This window comes from Nocardia amikacinitolerans (assembly GCF_900215415.1).
In the GTDB taxonomy this organism is placed as follows: Bacteria; Actinomycetota; Actinomycetes; order Mycobacteriales; family Mycobacteriaceae; genus Nocardia; species Nocardia amikacinitolerans.
In genome coordinates, this window is sequence record NZ_OBEG01000010.1 from 74738 (window position 1) to 91783 (window position 17046).

Annotated in this window: 17 protein-coding genes; 10 read left to right on the forward strand and 7 right to left on the reverse strand. The window is 68.9% G+C overall.

Annotated elements, in window-relative coordinates:
- Nucleotides 1-142 precede the first annotated feature (142 nt).
- The 3 genes from CRP45_RS32305 to CRP45_RS32315 are packed head-to-tail and all read left to right on the forward strand — an operon-like array spanning nucleotide 143 to nucleotide 2760.
- Nucleotides 143-1006, forward strand: a complete 864-nt coding sequence (locus CRP45_RS32305) for an ABC transporter substrate-binding protein (protein WP_245910677.1) — start codon at nucleotides 143-145, stop codon at nucleotides 1004-1006.
- 3 nt (nucleotides 1007-1009) lie between these two features.
- Nucleotides 1010-1969, forward strand: coding sequence for an amino acid ABC transporter permease (locus CRP45_RS32310; RefSeq protein WP_179831090.1), 960 nt, complete (start codon nucleotides 1010-1012; stop codon nucleotides 1967-1969).
- A 38-nt stretch (nucleotides 1970-2007) separates the two neighbouring features.
- Nucleotides 2008-2760 carry an amino acid ABC transporter ATP-binding protein gene (locus tag CRP45_RS32315; protein ID WP_067793344.1) on the forward strand — a complete coding sequence of 251 codons (753 nt, stop codon included), beginning with the start codon at nucleotides 2008-2010 and terminating at the stop codon, nucleotides 2758-2760.
- A 149-nt stretch (nucleotides 2761-2909) separates the two neighbouring features.
- Here CRP45_RS32315 and CRP45_RS32320 read toward each other — a convergent pair whose 3' ends face one another.
- Together CRP45_RS32320 and CRP45_RS32325 are read right to left on the reverse strand one after the other, a co-directional pair.
- Nucleotides 2910-3446 (reverse strand): DUF8020 domain-containing protein, encoded by a 537-nt coding sequence (locus CRP45_RS32320; protein ID WP_067793209.1) that lies wholly within the window; start codon nucleotides 3444-3446, stop codon nucleotides 2910-2912.
- A gap of 305 nt (nucleotides 3447-3751) precedes the next feature.
- Nucleotides 3752-4681, reverse strand: a complete 930-nt coding sequence (locus tag CRP45_RS32325; protein ID WP_097248410.1) for a LysR family transcriptional regulator — start codon at nucleotides 4679-4681, stop codon at nucleotides 3752-3754.
- Nucleotides 4682-4752: 71 nt separating this feature from the next.
- Between CRP45_RS32325 and CRP45_RS32330 the strand changes: the two genes are divergently transcribed.
- The 3 genes from CRP45_RS32330 to CRP45_RS33570 all read left to right on the forward strand — a co-directional run bounded on the left by CRP45_RS32330 (nucleotide 4753) and on the right by CRP45_RS33570 (nucleotide 7306).
- A complete protein-coding gene (locus CRP45_RS32330) occupies nucleotides 4753-6126 on the forward strand; it encodes an FAD-binding oxidoreductase (protein WP_097248411.1) in 1374 nt (457 codons plus the stop codon).
- Nucleotides 6127-6235: 109 nt separating this feature from the next.
- Nucleotides 6236-7120, forward strand: coding sequence for an SPFH domain-containing protein (locus tag CRP45_RS32335; protein ID WP_097248412.1), 885 nt, complete (start codon nucleotides 6236-6238; stop codon nucleotides 7118-7120).
- 9 nt (nucleotides 7121-7129) lie between these two features.
- Entirely contained in the window at nucleotides 7130-7306 is a 177-nt protein-coding gene (locus CRP45_RS33570) for a type II toxin-antitoxin system antitoxin (RefSeq protein ID WP_143861600.1), read from the forward strand.
- A gap of 73 nt (nucleotides 7307-7379) precedes the next feature.
- Here the strand turns inward: CRP45_RS33570 and CRP45_RS32340 are convergent, their stop codons facing one another.
- Nucleotides 7380-8276 carry an SDR family NAD(P)-dependent oxidoreductase gene (locus CRP45_RS32340; protein ID WP_097248413.1) on the reverse strand — a complete coding sequence of 299 codons (897 nt, stop codon included), beginning with the start codon at nucleotides 8274-8276 and terminating at the stop codon, nucleotides 7380-7382.
- Nucleotides 8277-8319: 43 nt separating this feature from the next.
- Here CRP45_RS32340 and CRP45_RS32345 point away from each other — a divergent pair, with 43 nt between their 5' ends.
- Nucleotides 8320-8904: a TetR family transcriptional regulator gene (locus CRP45_RS32345; RefSeq protein WP_179831091.1), complete on the forward strand. Its 585-nt coding sequence runs from the start codon at nucleotides 8320-8322 to the stop codon at nucleotides 8902-8904.
- Between the two features lie 4 nt (nucleotides 8905-8908).
- Here CRP45_RS32345 and CRP45_RS32350 read toward each other — a convergent pair whose 3' ends face one another.
- The gene (locus tag CRP45_RS32350; protein WP_097248415.1) at nucleotides 8909-9955 is read right to left on the reverse strand and encodes a helix-turn-helix transcriptional regulator; all 1047 of its coding nucleotides are present in this window, start codon (nucleotides 9953-9955) and stop codon (nucleotides 8909-8911) included.
- 35 nt (nucleotides 9956-9990) lie between these two features.
- On the reverse strand, nucleotides 9991-10845 hold the full coding sequence (locus CRP45_RS32355; protein WP_097248416.1) for a class I SAM-dependent methyltransferase: 855 nt from the start codon (nucleotides 10843-10845) through the stop codon (nucleotides 9991-9993).
- A gap of 313 nt (nucleotides 10846-11158) precedes the next feature.
- Here CRP45_RS32355 and rpsA point away from each other — a divergent pair, with 313 nt between their 5' ends.
- A complete protein-coding gene (gene rpsA / locus CRP45_RS32360) occupies nucleotides 11159-12625 on the forward strand; it encodes a 30S ribosomal protein S1 (protein ID WP_067793196.1) in 1467 nt (488 codons plus the stop codon).
- A gap of 73 nt (nucleotides 12626-12698) precedes the next feature.
- Here the strand turns inward: rpsA and CRP45_RS32365 are convergent, their stop codons facing one another.
- Nucleotides 12699-13379, reverse strand: coding sequence for an NAD(P)-dependent oxidoreductase (locus CRP45_RS32365; RefSeq protein ID WP_097248490.1), 681 nt, complete (start codon nucleotides 13377-13379; stop codon nucleotides 12699-12701).
- Between the two features lie 89 nt (nucleotides 13380-13468).
- On the opposite strand from CRP45_RS32365, the gene CRP45_RS32370 reads away from it, so the two are divergent.
- Both CRP45_RS32370 and CRP45_RS32375 read left to right on the forward strand, forming a co-directional pair.
- Nucleotides 13469-14167, forward strand: coding sequence for a TetR/AcrR family transcriptional regulator (locus tag CRP45_RS32370; protein ID WP_097248417.1), 699 nt, complete (start codon nucleotides 13469-13471; stop codon nucleotides 14165-14167).
- Between the two features lie 56 nt (nucleotides 14168-14223).
- Nucleotides 14224-14796 carry a TetR/AcrR family transcriptional regulator gene (locus tag CRP45_RS32375; RefSeq protein ID WP_097248418.1) on the forward strand — a complete coding sequence of 191 codons (573 nt, stop codon included), beginning with the start codon at nucleotides 14224-14226 and terminating at the stop codon, nucleotides 14794-14796.
- Here CRP45_RS32375 and CRP45_RS32380 read toward each other — a convergent pair.
- Entirely contained in the window at nucleotides 14765-17020 is a 2256-nt protein-coding gene (locus CRP45_RS32380) for an MMPL family transporter (protein ID WP_097248419.1), read from the reverse strand. The genes CRP45_RS32375 and CRP45_RS32380 overlap by 32 nt on opposite strands.
- Between the last annotated feature and the right edge of the window lie 26 nt (nucleotides 17021-17046).

Genomic DNA, 17046 nt, shown 5'->3' on the forward strand with positions numbered 1-17046 from the left:
GGAATTCCATTACTGTCCAGCACGAAACGTCTCGGTCGCTTAGATTGCCAAACGGGTGGTGACACCCGGGTTTCTTGTAACCGAAATGTGGAGGGCTGCTGTGTCTGATCGATCCAAGCCTGGCAGGCGGGCCCTGCGAGCGATGTGCGCGCTCACCGGCGCCGCACTCGTTCTCGCGGGCTGTACCACCAATACCGAAGAGACCGGACCGGCGGTCTCCAAGGTGCAGGTGGACAAGGTCACCGAAATCGCCGATCAACTGCCCGACAAGATCAAGCAGTCCGGCAAGCTGGTCATCGGCGTGAACGTGCCCTACCAGCCCAACGAGTACAAGGACGCCAGCGGCAAGATCGTGGGCTTCGACGTGGATCTGATGGACGCGGTCACCTCGGTGCTGGGTATCAAGGCCGAGTACGTCGAGTCGGCCTTCGAGAAGATCATTCCGGCGATCCAGGCGGGGACCTACGACGTCGGCATGTCCTCGATCACCGACTCGAAGGAACGTGAGCAGCAGGTCGACTTCACCACCTACTTCAGCGCGGGCATCCAGTGGGCCCAGCAGACCGGCAAGCCGATCGACCCGAACAACGCCTGCGGCAAGAAGGTCGCCGTGCAGGCCACCACCGTCGAGCACACCGACGAGGTGCCCGCCAAGAGCGCCAAGTGCGTCGCCGAGGGCAAGCCCGCCATCGACATCAAGCCGTTCGACGAGCAGAGCGCCGCGACCAACGCGCTGGTGCTCGGCCAGGTCGACGCGATGTCGGCCGACTCCCCGGTGACCGCCTACGCCATCAAGCAGAGCAACGGCAAGATCGAGACCGCGGGTCCCGTGTTCGACTCCGCGCCCTACGGCTGGGCGGTGCCGAAGGGCTCGCCGCTGGCCAAGGTGCTGCAGGCCGCGGTCAACCACCTGATCAAGAACGGTCAGTACAAGCAGATCACCGAGAACTGGGGCGTGCAGGACGGCGCGATCACCGAGTCGGTGATCAACGGGGCCGTGAGCTGACCGATGTCAGACACCGACACCACCGTCGTGCCCGGCGATCCCGGGCCCGGCGGTATCCCGGCGCCGTCCGAGCCCGAACCGATCAAAGCGGTTCCGCTGCGCAGGCCGGGGCGATGGATCGCCGCCGCCGTCATCCTGGTGCTGCTCGGGCTGTTCGTCTACGGCGCCGCCACCAATGACGCCTACCAGTGGGGCACCTACTGGAAGTACCTGTTCGACAGCCGCATCGTCGCGGGCGCGGTCGTCACCCTGGAGCTGACCGTGCTGGCGATGGCCATCGCGATCGTCCTCGGCACGGTGCTCGCGGTGATGCGCCTGTCGCCCAACCCGGTGCTGCGGTCGACGGCGTGGGTGTATCTCTGGATCTTCCGCGGCACACCGATTTTCGTGCAGCTGGTGTTCTGGGGTCTGGTGCCCTCGCTGTATCAGCAGATCCATCTCGGCGTGCCGTTCGGGCCGCAGTTCTTCGAACTCGACGTGCAGGAGTTGCAGGCCGCGTTCACCTTCGCGGTGATCGGTCTCGGTCTGAACGAGGCCGCCTACATGGCCGAGATCGTCCGCGCGGGCATCAACTCGGTGGGCGAGGGGCAGCGCGAGGCGTCGATCGCGCTCGGCATGTCCTGGACCCAGACCATGCGGCGCACCGTGTTGCCGCAGGCCATGCGGGTGATCATTCCGCCGACCGGCAACGAACTCATCGGCATGCTGAAGACCACCTCGCTGGTGACCGCGATCCCGCTCAGCACCGACCTGTTCGGGCGGGCCCGCGACATCTACGGCGTGAACTTCCAGCCGATCCCGCTGCTGCTCGTCACGGCGACCTGGTATCTGGCCATCACCAGCGTGTTGATGGTCGGCCAGTTCTATCTGGAGCGGTACTACTCGCGCGGCGCGTCCCGGCAGCTCACCGCCAAGCAGTTGCAGGAGTTGGCCGACGCGCAGAGCGTGGTGAAGGCGAAATGACGGTTTCCATGGACAAGGACGAGCAGGCCGCGCCGCGGATGATCGTCGCCGACCGGGTCTGCAAGAACTTCGGCGCGCTGCAGGTGCTCAAGGGCATCTCGCTGGAGGTGGCGCGCGGTGAGGTGCTGTGCCTGATCGGACCATCCGGTTCCGGCAAGTCCACCTTCCTGCGCTGTATCAACCACCTGGAGCAGGTGAACGCGGGCAGGCTGTACGTGGACGGCGAGCTCGTCGGCTACCGGCAGAAGGGCGACAAGCTCTACGAACTGCACCCGCGCGAGGCGGCCAAGCAGCGCCGCGACATCGGCATGGTGTTCCAGCACTTCAACCTGTTCCCGCACCGGACCGCGCTGGAGAACATCATCGAGGCGCCGACGCAGGTGAAGAAGGTGCGCAAGGCCGACGCCGTGGCCCGCGCCCACGAGCTGCTCGATCGGGTGGGCATGGGCGACAAGGCCAACGCCTATCCGGCCCAGCTGTCCGGCGGCCAGCAGCAGCGCGTGGCGATCGCCAGGGCACTGGCCATGGATCCGAAGCTGATGCTCTTCGACGAGCCGACCTCGGCGCTGGATCCGGAGCTGGTCGGCGAGGTGCTGCAGGTGATGCGCGAACTCGCCGAGAGCGGCATGACCATGGTGGTGGTGACGCACGAGATGGGCTTCGCCCGCGAGGTCGCCGACCAGCTGGTGTTCATGGACGGCGGCGTGGTGGTGGAGGCGGGTGCGCCGCGTGAGGTGCTCGGCGACCCGAAACACGAACGGACGAAGGCGTTCCTGTCGCGGTTGCTCTGAGTGTTCCGATCGCGGTCGCGGTGTTCTCGTCGCGGTCGCGCCGAGTGTCCTCGTAGCGGTCGCGCCGGATGGCGACAGTAGTGGGCCGGGCGTCTGAGGGACGTCCGGCCCGCATGTCGTTGTTGTCGGTTACTTCGCTCGGCGACCTATCACGGCCATGGTGAGAAGAAGCCGAGGGTGGCGCCGACCGCTGCGCCGATGACGCATCCGGGGATGGCTCCGACCAGGAAGAACCAGATGCCGATCGCGAAGCCGATCGCGCAGCCGATGGCCGCGCCGACGACGATCGAGAACGGCCCCCATGCCTGCTGCACGCCGGGCAGATCTTGCGAGTTGACCGCCTCGGTCGTCGGCCCGCCGATCGGTGTCAGCGACAGCTGGGTGCCCGCGGCGTTGACCACGGGTGCGACGGCGAACTGCCCGAACGTCGTCGGGATAGCGCCGACTACCGAGCCGTCGTCCGCGAGGACCGTGACCGCGTCGGGCGTGATGGCGAACTTGCCGGAAGTGAGGTTCACCAACGCGCTCGAATGATCGGCCGCGAGTGTCGTCGTGTAGCCGACCGCTCCGTCCGTGCCGCTGAAGCTGACGTCTGCCAGACCGGCCTCCCCGTGTCCGGTAGCGGTGGCTATACCGGTGGCCGCAATGGCCATGAAGGCGGTAGCCACCAATTTCTTGATAAACATTGGACTCCAATCATCCTTGCCTGTTCCTTTGACGTTCCCCCGACGAACGGCACCGGATAAGGAATATGATGCTCCTTTGAATCACTTTGGTCCAGGGGTCTACCAGCGCATTCGACGCGGATTCCGAGTTTGTTTACCGCTGACGGTGAATTCTGGCAATTCGAGATTCAACTTGCCATGACAAGTGCGTTGACCAGTGTCTATGCAAGCGCGGATCGGAGTGAGTTGTGCTGTCGATAGTGCCGGAGGATTGGCGGGCTCGCCACTCACTCGGGTGGCGCGACGGGCCTGGTGAAAATTACTCGTCAGTATTCTTCGGATATTTGTCGTCGGTCGCCGGAACGGTCGCCGAGCGCGATTCGAAGTTGGCCGAGGAGCACTTTGGTGGCGGGCGCCGCTGGATGGTCGGTGCGCCAGACGATGGCGAGTTGCCCGCGCAGTTCCGGCTCGACGATCGGCAGCGTCCGCACCCCGTGCGCGGCGGCCTCCGCCGCGGTGAGCGCGGGCACCACGGCCACCCCGAGCCCGCGCGCGGCCAGCCGCAGCAGCAGGGGCGGCGCGGCCGCCTCGAACGCCACCCGCGGCTCGAATCCGGCCGCGGCGCAGGCGCGTTCGAAGACGCCGCGCAGGCCGGTGCCCGTGGGCAGGCAGATCACCGGCTGGTCGCGCAGCGCGGCGAGCGGGATGCTCGCGCCGTGGTCCCGGTCGTCGGCGGCGACGGCGGCGACCACCGCGGTGTCCAGCACGACCTGCTTGCCGAGCCCGGGATCGAGCTCCGCGCCGCTCAGGCCGACCAGGGCGATGTCGAGTTCGCCGCGGCCGAGCGCGGCGAGCATGCGTTCGGAGGTGTCCTCGGTGAGGCTGATGGCGACCTTCGGGTGGTCGTCGTGGAAATCGGCGAGCACCGCCGCGACGTCGAATTCCTCGGGGGCGGCCCCGGAGATGAGTCCGACGCGGACGTGACCGCGCAACAGGCCGGTGAACTCGTCCACCGTGTCCGCGATGCGCTGCGCCGCGGCCAAAGCTGCTTTGGCGTGCGGCAACACGGCAGCGCCGACTTCGGTGAGCGTCACCGTGCGCCCGCCGCGGTCCAGCAGCGGCTGGCCGAGTTCCCGCTCGAATTGCCGGATCTGGGCGCTCAGGCCGGGCTGGGCCAGGTGCAGGCGCGCGGCGGCGCGGGTGAAGTTGGCTTCCTCCGCCACGGCGACGAAGTAGCGCAGGTGGCGCAGTTCCATAACTGTCGATTCTAGGATCGATAGAAACCATCTGTTGTACTTCTTGCTCGGACCCGAGCATCGTCGAAGGCATGACAGACAACGCGACGCAGACGACCGATTTCCCCGCCTTCACCGGCCAGGTGTTCCGGCCGGGCGAACCCGGCTACGAGGCGGAGATCGCCGGCTTCCAGACCGCCTACACCCACCGGCCCGCGCTCGTGGTGGCCGCGGCGCACGCCGAGGACGTCCGGGCCGCGGTGGAATACGCGGCGCGCCAAGGGCTTCCGGTCGCCGTGCAGGCGACCGGACACGGGCTGTCGGTGGCAGCCGATGGCGGGGTGCTGATCAGCACGGCGCGGATGACCGGTCTTCGCATCGATCCCGAGGCGAAGACCGCGCGGGTCGCCGCGGGCGTGCGGGCCGGCGCGCTGGTCGAGGCGGCGGCGGAGTTCGGGCTCGCCCCGCTGAACGGCTCATCGCCGTCGGTCGGCGTGGTCGGCTACACGCTCGGCGGCGGACTCGGCCTGCTGGCCAGGGAATTCGGCTACGCCGCCGATCACGTGCGGATGATCGAACTGGTCACCGCGGACGGCCGGATGCGCACGCTGCGCCCCGGCGACGAACTGTTCGGCGCGGTGCTCGGCAGCGGCGGCAATTTCGGTGTGGTGACGGCGCTGGAGCTCGACCTGGTTCCGGTGCGGACGGTCTACGGCGGGCAGCTGGTGTTCGACACGCCCCTTGCCGCGGCCGCGCTTGAAGCCTGGCGGCAGTGGACCGCGACGGTGCCCGACGAGTTGACCTCGACCGTCGCCACGCTGACCTACCCCGACATCCCGCAGGTGCCCGAGTCGCTGCGCGGCCGCTACGTCGCCTCGATCCGGATCGCGTTCGACGGACCGGCCGCCGAAGGCGAGCGCCTTGTCGCGCCGCTGCGCGCGGTCGGGGCGCGACTGCGCGACGATCTGCGCGAGCTGCCCTACACCGAATCGCACACCATCCACAGCGATCCGGACCATCCGCACGCCTACGCCGCGACCAATGCCGTGCTCGGCGAGCTCCCCGAGGAAGCGCTTGCCGCGCTCACCGCGGCCACCGGTCCCGGCGGTGCGATTCCGGCCGTGGTCGACATCCGCCACCTCGGTGGCGCGCTCGGCAAGCCGGGCTCCTCGGGTATCGCCGTGGACCGGCGCGAGGCCGCCTACGTCGTCCGGGTGATCACCATGCCATCGCCCGACGCGGGGGCCGCCGTGCCCGACGAGCACGGTGCGATTCGAAAGGTGCTTGCGCCGTGGACGATCGGCCACAGTCTGGCCTTCCTCTACGGCGCGGGCGACGGTGCGGACGACGCGCAGACCCGCGCGGGCTACGCGCCGGAGACCTACGCGCGGCTCGCGGACCTGAAAGCGAAGTACGACCCGCGCAACATGTTCCGCTTCAACCGCAACATCCGGCCCGCGGCCTGAGCGTCGGATGCGCCCGGCGGCGATGGGCCGCCGGGCCGCCGATCGCGGATTGGCCGCTCGGCGGCCGCGTGCTATCTTCGTGATATCACTCTGATACCGGGAGGATGTCATGAAGCTCAGGCCCGCATTCCACGTCAACGGCTTTCTGGTGCTGTTGGCCTGGTTGGTGCTGACCCTCTTCTTCGGCGGCGCGGCCGCCTTGGGGTACGTCGCGGCGGCCAAGGACGGGAACATGCCCGCGCTGATCGCAGCGATCGCGGCCACCGTCGTCGTCGTGGTGCTCGCGCTGCTGGCCACCGGGTTGGTGATCGTCAACCCGAACGAGGCGAAGGTGATTCAGTTCTTCGGCCGCTACATCGGCTCGGTGAGCGAGCCCGGCTTCTTCTCGGTGGTGCCGCTGACCGACCGCAAGAGCATCTCGCTGCGGGTCCGCAACTTCGAGACGCAGAAGCTGAAGGTCAACGACGCCGACGGCAACCCGGTGGAGATCGCCGCGGTGGTCGTCTACCGGGTGGTGGACAGCTTCAAGGCGGCGTTCGCCGTCGACGACTACGAGGAGTACGTGGAGACCCAGTCCGAGGCCGCCGTCCGGCATCTGGCCACCACGCATCCGTACGACGCGCACGACGCCGGACGCACCAGCCTGCGCGACGGCGCCGAGGTGGCCGAGGAACTGACCGTCGAACTGCGCGACCGCACCGAGATGGCTGGCATCGAGGTGCTGGAGGCCAGGATCACCCACCTCGCCTACGCGCCGGAGATCGCCCAGGCCATGCTGGTTCGCCAGCAGGCCGCGCAGGTGGTCGCCGCGCGCACGCACATCGTGGAGGGCGCGGTCGGCATGGTGAGCCTGGCGCTCGACCGCCTGACCGAGCAGGGCGTCGTCGAGCTCGACGAGGAACGCCGGGCCGCGATGGTGTCCAACCTGCTGGTGGTGCTGTGCGGCGATCGCGCGACCCAGCCCGTGGTCAACGCCGGATCGCTCTACAGCTGAGCCGGGCCCATGGTCGAACGCAAGAAACTGTTGCTGCGCCTCGACCCGGCCGTCCACGAAGCCCTGGCCAAGTGGGCGGCCGACGACCTGCGCAGCATCAACGCACAGATCGAATACGCCCTGCGCCTTGCGCTCGAACAGGCGGGCCGCAAACCGAAGTCCAAGGGAAACTCCACGGACGACTAGTTGGACGCCGAAAACCGAACGGACGCAGCGCCTTCCCCGTCGGGAGGCGCTGCTTCGGTGTTTCGCGGGACGATCAGCGAGCGAGCTCCGCGATCAGGGCCACGCTGTCGTCGTAGAGCGCCCGCTGCGCCTCGCGATCGTAGGAGGCCGCGGAGGACGGGCGGTCGGCGCGCCCGACGAAATGGCGGCCGGTGGTGGCGGCCAAGGTCGGATCGGTGATCAACCAGGCGAGATCGGCTCCGGAGCGGGCGGGTGTGTTGACGCCGGGCAACAGTACGAGGGCCTTGGCCGCCGTGTCCCACAGTGTTCGCGCGAACCGGCTTGCGTCCCTGGCCAATCCGGTGCCCGGCATCAGACCGGGGTCGAAGGCGTTCACCGTGATGCCCTGATCGCCGAGCCTGCGCGCCAGCTCGTAGGCGGTCTGCAAGTTGGCCAGCTTCGAGGTGCTGTAGCGGCGGCGGCCGTCGCTGTGCGCGGCCTCCGTCGCGGCGGGTGGGTGGGCGAGTTCCCGCGCCGTTGCGGTCAGCGGATGCGGCATACCGGTGACGCGGCGCGGATCGTGCGTGCCCGAGGTGACGAAGACGATCCGCGCGGGTGCGACCAGGTCGTCGCGCAGCGCGTTCACCAGCGCGAGGTGGCCGAGATGGTTGACGCCGAAAGTGGCCTCGACACCGTCGGCGGTGTAGGCGCGGCGGGTGAATTGCAGTCCGGCGTTGCAGACCAAGCCGCGCAGCGGCGGCAGCCCGGCCTCGCGCAGTTCGGTCGCGAAATCGCGCACCGACGCCAGTGATCCCAGATCCAGGGCCATGCCGTAGGCGCCGAGCTCGGCCGCTTCCCGTGCGGCGCGCGCCGCGTCCCGGCCCGTCACGACGACGGTCCAGTGCGGATCGGCGGCCAGCACCCTGGCGCATTCGCGGCCGAGTCCGCTTGTGCCGCCGGTGATAACCACGGTCCTGTCACTTGTTGTCATATGGCACAGTGTGCCACTTTAGGCCATGCGTGACAATGCTTCCATGTCGTTGCGTGATCGGAAGAAGGAACGCACCCGGCGCGCGATCGCCGACGCGGCGCTGCGGTTGTTCGCCGAGCGCGGGTTCGACGCGGTGACCATCGCCGACATCGCCGCCGCGGCCGAGGTGGGCACCCGGACCCTGCACCGGTACTACAGCGGCAAGGACGAGCTGCTCTTCGCCGAGGACGACGAGCACCGCGCCGAACTCGCCCGGCTGCTCGCCGAGCGCCCCGCGGGCGAGGATCCGGAGACGACGCTGGCCGCCGTCATCGGACCGATGGTGGCGCACTTCGCCGACCGGCTCGACGAGTTGCGCACCCGCGACTCGCTGATCGCCGCCAACCCCGCGCTGCAAGCCCGCGACCTCGCCAAGCGCGGCGCCATCGAAGCCATCCTCACCACCCACCTCGCCCACCAGATGGGCGTCGACCCCGCCACCGACGTCCGCCCGCTGCTCTGGGCCAAGGTAGGCATGTCCTGCTTCTTCGCCGGCTTCGAGATCTGGTTGCGCAGCGGCGGGAATCTGGCCGACCACGTCGCCGCAGCACGCACCGCATTGGTCGCCGAACTCGGCGCCACCAGCTGACGGCTCAGGTGATGCCGAGCGCTCGCGACAGCAGTCCCTGCCGGGTGTGCACGCCGCACTTGGCCAGAATCGCCTTCACGTGATCGTTCATCGCCTGCTCGCGCAGTCCCGAATCGCTTGCCGGGCGGCGGGATTCGCGGCCGGTGGCGAGCAGGGTGAGCACCTTGTTCTCGCGCGGGGTGAGCGCGTGTGCCCGCCCGAACAGATCCAGGCGCTCTGCGGTGGTGCTCGGCGCCATCGAGACCGCGATGTCCTGATCCCCGAGCCGGTCCGCGCGCACCGTCAGCCAGCGGGCGCCGCCCAGATGGACGCGCGACATCGGCGGACCGACGGGTGTTCCGTGCTCGGCGGCCAGCAGCGCGGCGCCCACGTTGTAGACCGAGTTCGGGATCGGCGGCATGGCCTCCTGCGGTGGATTCAGCCGGAGCAGCCCCGCGGCGGCGGCCGGGGTCTGGCCACGCATCCGCAGGTCGGGCCCGAGCGTGACGACCGCGGGTTCGGCGGGGACGGGTCCGCCCGCCTCCGCGACGAAGGTGCGGCCGAGCGCGGCGCGCAGCCCGCGCGTGATCGGCGCCGCCAGCGCGGCCAGGGTGGTGAGCTGGGTCGGGTCGAACGCACGCGGGGTCTTGCGCAGCAGCTCGAGGAATCCCCAGCATCCGTAGCGGTCGCCGAACACCACCGTCGCGGTGTCGAAGACGCCGAGATCGCGCAGCACCTCGCGCCACACCCGCGAGCGCGCGGGATCGCCGCCGGTGGCGGTGCGCAAGGACGTCGCCGCGGTACTCCTGTCGAGCAGATCGCTCCAGCGGGTGAACTCGGTCAGGTACCGCAGCCGGATCAGCTCCGGCAGACGTGACCAGGGCAAGCCGAGCAGGTCGGCCAGCGGCGACGTCCCGACCCTGGTGGCTGGATCGGTGAGCATGAAGACGTACCCGTCGAAGGAGACGGCCGCGCGGAGATCGGCGAGCACCACTTCGCGCAGCCGCTTCGCCGTCTGGTCGGCTCGGCAGTGGCGCTCGACGCGATCGAGAAGATCTCGCGCACTGGGCACCGGCCAAGTCTAGGTCGAGATCCCCTGGCTCCGTGTCAGGGTCCGGGCTTCTCCGTGACGAAGATGGCCGTTCCGGGGAAGAGTTCGCCGCGCAACGGGCTCCACTGGCCCCACTCCCGGTCCAGCCATTCCGGCCAGTCCGGTTCGACGATGTCGAGCAGCGTCAATCCCGCGGCGACGATCTCGCGGACCCGATCACCGATGGTGCGGTGGTGCTCGACGTAGGTCGCCGCGCCGTCGGCGTCGACCTCTACATAAGGGGTGCGATCGAAATAGGGAATGGACGCGGTGAGACCGGCCGGGCCTGGATCGTCGGGGAAGATCCACCGCATCGGGTGGTTCACCGAGAACACCCAGCGCCCGCCTGGCCGCAGCACCCTGGCCACCTCACGCATCAGCAGCGCGGAATCGGCGACGAACGGCACCGCGCCGAACGCCGAACAGGCCAGATCGAAGGATTCGTCCGCGAACGGCAGCGCCTCGGCTCCCGCCTGCACCAGCGGAACCCGGGGACCGCCGCGCGCCATCGCGGCAAGCCCGCGCTCCAGCATGCCCATCGACAGATCGAGACCGACCGGCAGCGCGCCCTGCCCGGCCAGCCAGCGCGCGCACGGCGCCGAGCCACAGCCGATCTCGAGGACGCGCTTGCCTGCCAGGTCCTCGCCGAGGAAGTGCATATCGCCCTCGTGCAGCCCCTCGGGGCACCACACGAACTCGCCGCCGGGGGAGTCCACGCCGAGGAAATCGGCGTGCGTCTGGTGATACTGGTCGGCGTCGGCGTCCCACCAGCGCCTGCTCGCGCGTTGACTGTCGGCCGAACTCAGCCGGGTCCGTGCGGTTCCGGTGGTTCCGAGCAGCGCGTTCGCTTGGGCATGGCGATCTTCCGACACGCGCGTGAGCTTAACGATCGCGGCGCGCCGGAACCGCTCCGGCGTGGCGTGCAGACCGGTTTGCCCGTGCGGACCAAGGTCGCGTACGCTGAACGCGCGAGTGTCTGCTGTACCGACGTACCGGTGTACCGAAGTAACGATCTACCGACGTATCAGCGTACTGAAATAACAGAGCGCCCGTGCTGAGTTTCACAAGTGGATGAGTGCGGTACGTTCCTCTGTGTCCGTCGTCGCATCGTCGCGGTGATTTCGCAGCGTACCGAAAGTTCCAATGTCCGCAACCGACCACAATCCGTCCGGAGCAAACCGACACATGCCCACCACCGTCACCTCGCCGCAGGTAGCCGTCAACGACATCGGCTCCGCCGAGGACTTCCTCGCCGCCATCGACGCCACGATCAAGTACTTCAACGACGGCGACATCGTCGAAGGAACCATCGTCAAGGTCGATCGCGACGAGGTTCTGCTCGACATCGGTTACAAGACCGAAGGCGTCATCCCCTCCCGTGAACTCTCCATCAAGCACGATGTCGACCCGAACGAGGTCGTTTCCGTGGGCGATGAGGTCGAGGCCCTCGTTCTCACCAAGGAGGACAAGGAAGGCCGCCTGATCCTGTCGAAGAAGCGGGCGCAGTACGAGCGTGCGTGGGGCACCATCGAGGAGCTCAAGGAGAAGGACGAGGCCGTCAAGGGCACCGTCATCGAGGTCGTCAAGGGCGGCCTGATCCTCGACATCGGCCTGCGCGGCTTCCTGCCCGCCTCGCTCGTCGAGATGCGTCGCGTCCGCGACCTCCAGCCGTACGTCGGCAAGGAGATCGAGGCCAAGATCATCGAGCTGGACAAGAACCGCAACAACGTGGTCCTTTCCCGCCGCGCGTGGCTGGAGCAGACCCAGTCCGAGGTGCGCTCCGAGTTCCTGCACCAGCTGCAGAAGGGCCAGGTCCGCAAGGGTGTGGTCTCCTCGATCGTCAACTTCGGCGCCTTCGTCGATCTGGGCGGTGTGGACGGTCTGGTGCACGTCTCCGAGCTGTCCTGGAAGCACATCGACCACCCGTCCGAGGTCGTCGAGGTCGGCAACGAGGTCACCGTCGAGGTTCTCGACGTCGACCTGGACCGCGAGCGTGTCTCGCTGTCGCTCAAGGCGACCCAGGAAGACCCGTGGCGTCAGTTCGCCCGCACCCACGCGATCGGCCAGATCGTGCCGGGCAAGGTCACCAAGCTGGTTCCGTTCGGTGCGTTCGTGCGCGTCGAAGAGGGCATCGAGGGCCTGGTGCACATCTCCGAGCTGGCCGAGCGCCACGTCGAGGTGCCGGACCAGGTCGTCGCGGTCGGCGACGACGCGATGGTCAAGGTCATCGACATCGACCTGGAGCGTCGCCGGATCTCGCTGTCGCTGAAGCAGGCGAACGAGGACTACCACGCCGAGTTCGACCCGTCGAAGTACGGCATGGCCGACAGCTACGACGAGCAGGGCAACTACATCTTCCCCGAGGGCTTCGACCCCGAGACCAACGAATGGCTCGAGGGCTTCGACAAGCAGCGCGAGGAGTGGGAAGGCCGCTACGCCGAGGCGGAGCGTCGCCACAAGATGCACACCGCGCAGATGGAGAAGATGGCGGCCGACGCCGCGGCCGAGGCCGCGAACGGTGGCGGCGCGTCGAACTACTCCTCCGAGAGCGGTGCGCAGTCCTCCTCCAGCCAGGCCGAGCCCGCCGGCGGGTCGCTGGCCAGCGACGCCCAGCTGGCGGCACTGCGGGAGAAGCTCTCCGGCAACGCCTGATTCGGGTAGAGCACACGCGAAGGCCCCGGTCCACACGGACCGGGGCCTTCGCCCTGTTCGGGGTGGCCCGCGGTCAGGCGGCGGCGACGGTGAACCGGCGCTGCGGGAAGCGGGGGTTCTCGGCTTCGTCGAGAAGGGCGACGGCCAAGTCCTCGGCGGAGATGTCGGCGTCGGCGATCAGAAGTTGATCGCCGCCGACGCGGTAGCGGCCGGTGCGGGCACCGGGCTGGACCAAACCCGACGACGGGCTCAGGTAGGTCCAGTTGCGGTTGGAGACGCGGTAGACGTTGAGCGCGTCCCGCAGCGCCAGCACCACGTCGCGGTATTCGGCGGGTACGCCGAGGTCCTCGGTGAGAATGCGCGTGAATTCGGTTCCGGTGTCGACGAGTTGGCGTCCCGGCGCGACCTCCAGGCTGCCCCCGCCGCCGACGGCGATGAGCCGGATGTCCGGGTGCCGCTCCAGCGCGCCGACCATCGCGTGCGCGCCGGTGACGAAGGCGCTCGCGTTGGCGATGGTGTCGGCGATGCCGTGCCCGGCGTTCACCGCACTGATCACCACGTCCAAGCCCGCGATGGCCGCGGCGATGCTGTCGGTGTCCAGCCAGTCCGCCACCCGCCAGCGCACCTCGCCCTGGTCGGCGGGGAAGCGCGCGGAGTCGCGCGCGAAAGCGGTCACCTCGTGTCCGCGTCGGCGCGCCTCCTCGACCACGCGGGCACCGATCACGCCGCTCGCGCCGAAAATTCCGATCTTCACGATAGCCATCCTCTAAACACTGTTCGTTTACTACACGCCGTTCAGTAACGACACGGGTGATAGTAGTCGCACGCTGTAGAGTGTCAACCGTGGTCGAGGTGCAGAGTCGCAGGGAACGTTTGCGTGCGGAGGCGACGGAGGAGATCAAGGCCATCGCGCGGCGACTGCTCGCCGAGGGCGGTCCGGACGCGATCTCGCTCCGCGCCATCGCGCGCGAGATGGGCATGACCGCGGGCGCGCTGTACGGCTACTTCGCCACCCGCGACGAGCTGATCACCACCCTCATCTCCGACGTCTACACCGGACTGATCGACCGGCTGGAGGCCGCGCGGGACGCCGTCCCCGAGGACGACCCCGGCGGGCGAATCATCGCCTGGGGCGAGGCCGTCCGGGAATGGGCCGTCGCGAATCCCGAAGGGTTCCGGTTGATCTACGGCGATCCCGTGCGCGGTTACCAGCCGCCGCCGGAGGGCCCGGCGCGCACGGCGGAGCTGCGTGCCTGCGACGGACTCGTCGGCCTGGCCGCCGCCGCTTGGCCGCACGCCGCCGCGACGCAATCCCTCGGCGATTCGACGTGGTCGGACTTCGACCCGGACTTGGTCGAGCACGTGCGCGCCGACTTTCCCGACCTACCCCCGGCCGCGCTGGCGCTGGCGCTGCGGATGTGGGGCCGCATGCACGGCCCGATCGCGCTCGAGGTGTACGGCCACCTGCGGCCCCAATCGCAGGATCCGGCAAAGCTTTTCCACATCGAGATGCTCGATCTGGTGCGGGCGGTGGGCCTGTGACGGCGACACACCGGAGGTTCCCAGCCACCCTCTGGGAACGCAGGAAGGTCGAGGCGATGAGCCGGATTCAGCGGGTCGCGCTGGATCTGTTCGACGAGTACGGATATCGCGAGGTGACCGTCGAGCGGGTGGCGGCCGAAGCGGGCGTTTCGCCAAGCTCCATCTACCGCTACTTCGGCACCAAGGAGATGCTTGTCCTCTACGACGAGGCGGATCCGCACCTGCTCGAGGTGCTGCGCACCGCGGGCGACGGCGAAACCCTCGATCCCGCAGCGCTTCTCGCGGTGGCGCGGCCGCTGGTGCCGGTGATGATCGCGGCACTGATCACCCCGGACTCCGAACACCGCATCGCGCGCAGGCTGCGCTACGTGCGCGCCTTTCCCGAGGTGCGGGACGGCCAGACCAGGCAGATGCGCGAACTGGAGAAACAGTTCGGTCAGCTGTTCGCCGAACGCTGCGGGCGCGACCCCAACGACCTGAAGGTCCGGATGGCCGCCTCCACCGCCATCTGGGGCGGTGTCGCGGCGCTGGACCATTGGGCAGGAAGGGATTTCGCCGAGCCGCTGAGCGAGGTCTACACCGAGGCGGTGGGATCCATCATCGACGCGCTGGAGCTGATCGTCCGCTGACGGTAGCGTTGTCGGCCTTGGCGGGCCACCTCGGCAGCCACCAGTTCCACCGGCCGAACAGCCGCATGAACGCGGGCACCAGGATCAGTCGCACGACGAGCGCGTCGATGGTGATGGCGACCGCCAGCGCGAGCCCGATCTGCTTGAGCTCCAATACTTCCGCGGTCACGAAGCTGGCGAACACGGCGACCATGATGGCCGCGGCGGCGGTGATCGGGCGTGCCGTGCGCTGCAATCCCTCGGCGACCGCGGCGGCGTTGTCGTTACCGCGGTCCCACGCCTCCTTCATGCGCCGGATCAGGAAGACCTCGTAGTCCATCGAGAGACCGAAGAGCACCGCGAACACCAGCATCGGCAGATACACCTGGAGGAAGCCGGTGCTCTGGAAGCCGAGCACGGATTCGCCGACGCCGTACTGGAACACACCCACGGTGATCCCCAGCGCCGCGCCGGTGGCCAGCAGATTCAGCAGAATGGCCTTGACCGCGAGCACGATACTGCGGAACGCCAGGATCAGGAAAGCCAGCGAGACCGACAGCACCAGGGCGATCACCCACGGGAAGCGGGCGGTGATCCGTTCGGACACTTCGGCGAAGGTCGCGGGCGTGCCGCCGACGCGCAACTGCGCGCCCTCGAATTCGCCGGCGCGGGAACGGATGTCGTCGGTGAGTTCGGCGACACTGGTGGAGTCGAAGGACTCCCGCGGCACCACCGTGATCATGATCCGTCCCGCCGACTGCTGGGGAAACACCGTGGCCACGCGCGGATCGTTGGACAGCTCGTCGGCGAACTCGTGCACCCGCGATTGCGCCGCGCTCAGCAGCGGCCCGTCGTCGGGTCCGGTCGCGAGTACCGCGAGCGGGGCGAGCAGGCCGGGGCCGAAGTTGTCCCGCACCAGTTGGGTCGCCTGGCCGCTCGGCCGGTCGCCGAGCGAATCGAGACCCATGTCGATGCCGTACCGGATGCCGGTGATCGGCGCGGCGGCCACGGCCAGCACGGCGACGCCGAGCAGGCCGAACATTACCGGTCTGCGCATGACGGTGTGCGCCCAGCGCGCCCAGGCGCTCGACGCCGCCGTCGAGCGGGTCTCCGCGGGGCGCAATCGCGCGGGCAACGCGCCCCGGTTCACGGCCGGTCCGAGCGTCGCAAGCAGCGCGGGCAGCAGCGTGACGGCCGCGGACAACGTAGCAAGCACGGCGGTCACCACGCCGATCGCGACCCCGTCGAGCATCGGCAGGCCGACCACGGCAAGCGAGCACAGCGAGATCAGCACGATGAGACCGGAGGCGAGCACCGTCCGGCCGGTGGTGTCCAGCGCGACGGCGACCGCGCGGTCGATCTCCGCGCGCGCCGAGCGGTCGCGCACCCCGCGTCTAGTCAGTTCCTCGTTGAACCGGCTGACGATGAACATGGCGTAGTCGATCGCGGTGCCGGTGGCGATCATGGTCGCGACGGAGAGCACCAGCGAGTCGAAGGTCAGGAAGGTGGTCAGGCCGAACAGCGCGCCCACGGCCGCCGCGATGCCCGCTGCGGTCACCGTGATCGGCAGCGTCGCGGCCGCCAGCGCGCCGAGCGCGAGGACGAGCACCGCGGCCGCCACGGGCAGACCGATGGTCTCGGCGCGCTGCATGTCGGCGGTCTCGATGTCCATCAGATCGGCTTGGGCCGGGCCGTAACCGGTGACCGCGACGCGGACGTCGGCGTCGGAGATCGCGGTGACGGCCGCCTGCAACCGGGTGGCGACCGCGACCCGCTCGGACATGTCGCCCGCCAAGCCGACAATGCCGAACGCGGTGTGCCGGTCGGGGGAGATCTGCGCGGCGGCGTTGCCTTGGAACGGTCCGAGCGCACCGGTGACGCCCGCGGTCTCGCGCGCGGCGACGAGCGCGCGGTCGATCGCGGCGCGGAACTCGGGGGCGTCGGCGGTGAACCGCGCCGAGTGGAAGACGAGCAGGTCCTGTTCCGCGCCGAACTGCGGGAAGTGTTGCGCCGCAAGGCTGTCCACCTCGCTGGAGGCCGAACCCGGCACGGTGTAGTCGGGCGCGCCGAGCCGATCGTGCAGCAGCGGATAGGCGGCGCCGCCGAGCACCGCGAGCAGCAGCCAGACGCCGAGGACGATCCGGCGGTACCGGGCCATGGCCGCGCCCCAGCGTCCGAGCGCGCGCAGCCGCGGCGGCGGGACGGGTCGTTGGCCGGGCTCCTTGGTCAGGGTCGGTAGCGACATGGCCCCTCCTGTCAGTACCTGATAGT

Coding starts and splice junctions, on each gene's coding strand:
- CRP45_RS32305 (WP_245910677.1), top strand. CDS start 143: ATGTGCGCGCTCACCGGCGCCGCACTCGTTCTCGCGGGCTGTACCACC.
- CRP45_RS32310 (WP_179831090.1), top strand. CDS start 1,010: ATGTCAGACACCGACACCACCGTCGTGCCCGGCGATCCCGGGCCCGGC.
- CRP45_RS32315 (WP_067793344.1), top strand. CDS start 2,008: ATGATCGTCGCCGACCGGGTCTGCAAGAACTTCGGCGCGCTGCAGGTG.
- CRP45_RS32320 (WP_067793209.1), bottom strand. CDS start 3,446: ATGTTTATCAAGAAATTGGTGGCTACCGCCTTCATGGCCATTGCGGCC.
- CRP45_RS32325 (WP_097248410.1), bottom strand. CDS start 4,681: ATGGAACTGCGCCACCTGCGCTACTTCGTCGCCGTGGCGGAGGAAGCC.
- CRP45_RS32330 (WP_097248411.1), top strand. CDS start 4,753: ATGACAGACAACGCGACGCAGACGACCGATTTCCCCGCCTTCACCGGC.
- CRP45_RS32335 (WP_097248412.1), top strand. CDS start 6,236: ATGAAGCTCAGGCCCGCATTCCACGTCAACGGCTTTCTGGTGCTGTTG.
- CRP45_RS33570 (WP_143861600.1), top strand. CDS start 7,130: ATGGTCGAACGCAAGAAACTGTTGCTGCGCCTCGACCCGGCCGTCCAC.
- CRP45_RS32340 (WP_097248413.1), bottom strand. CDS start 8,276: ATGACAACAAGTGACAGGACCGTGGTTATCACCGGCGGCACAAGCGGA.
- CRP45_RS32345 (WP_179831091.1), top strand. CDS start 8,320: ATGTCGTTGCGTGATCGGAAGAAGGAACGCACCCGGCGCGCGATCGCC.
- rpsA (WP_067793196.1), top strand. CDS start 11,159: ATGCCCACCACCGTCACCTCGCCGCAGGTAGCCGTCAACGACATCGGC.
- CRP45_RS32375 (WP_097248418.1), top strand. CDS start 14,224: ATGAGCCGGATTCAGCGGGTCGCGCTGGATCTGTTCGACGAGTACGGA.
- CRP45_RS32380 (WP_097248419.1), bottom strand. CDS start 17,020: ATGTCGCTACCGACCCTGACCAAGGAGCCCGGCCAACGACCCGTCCCG.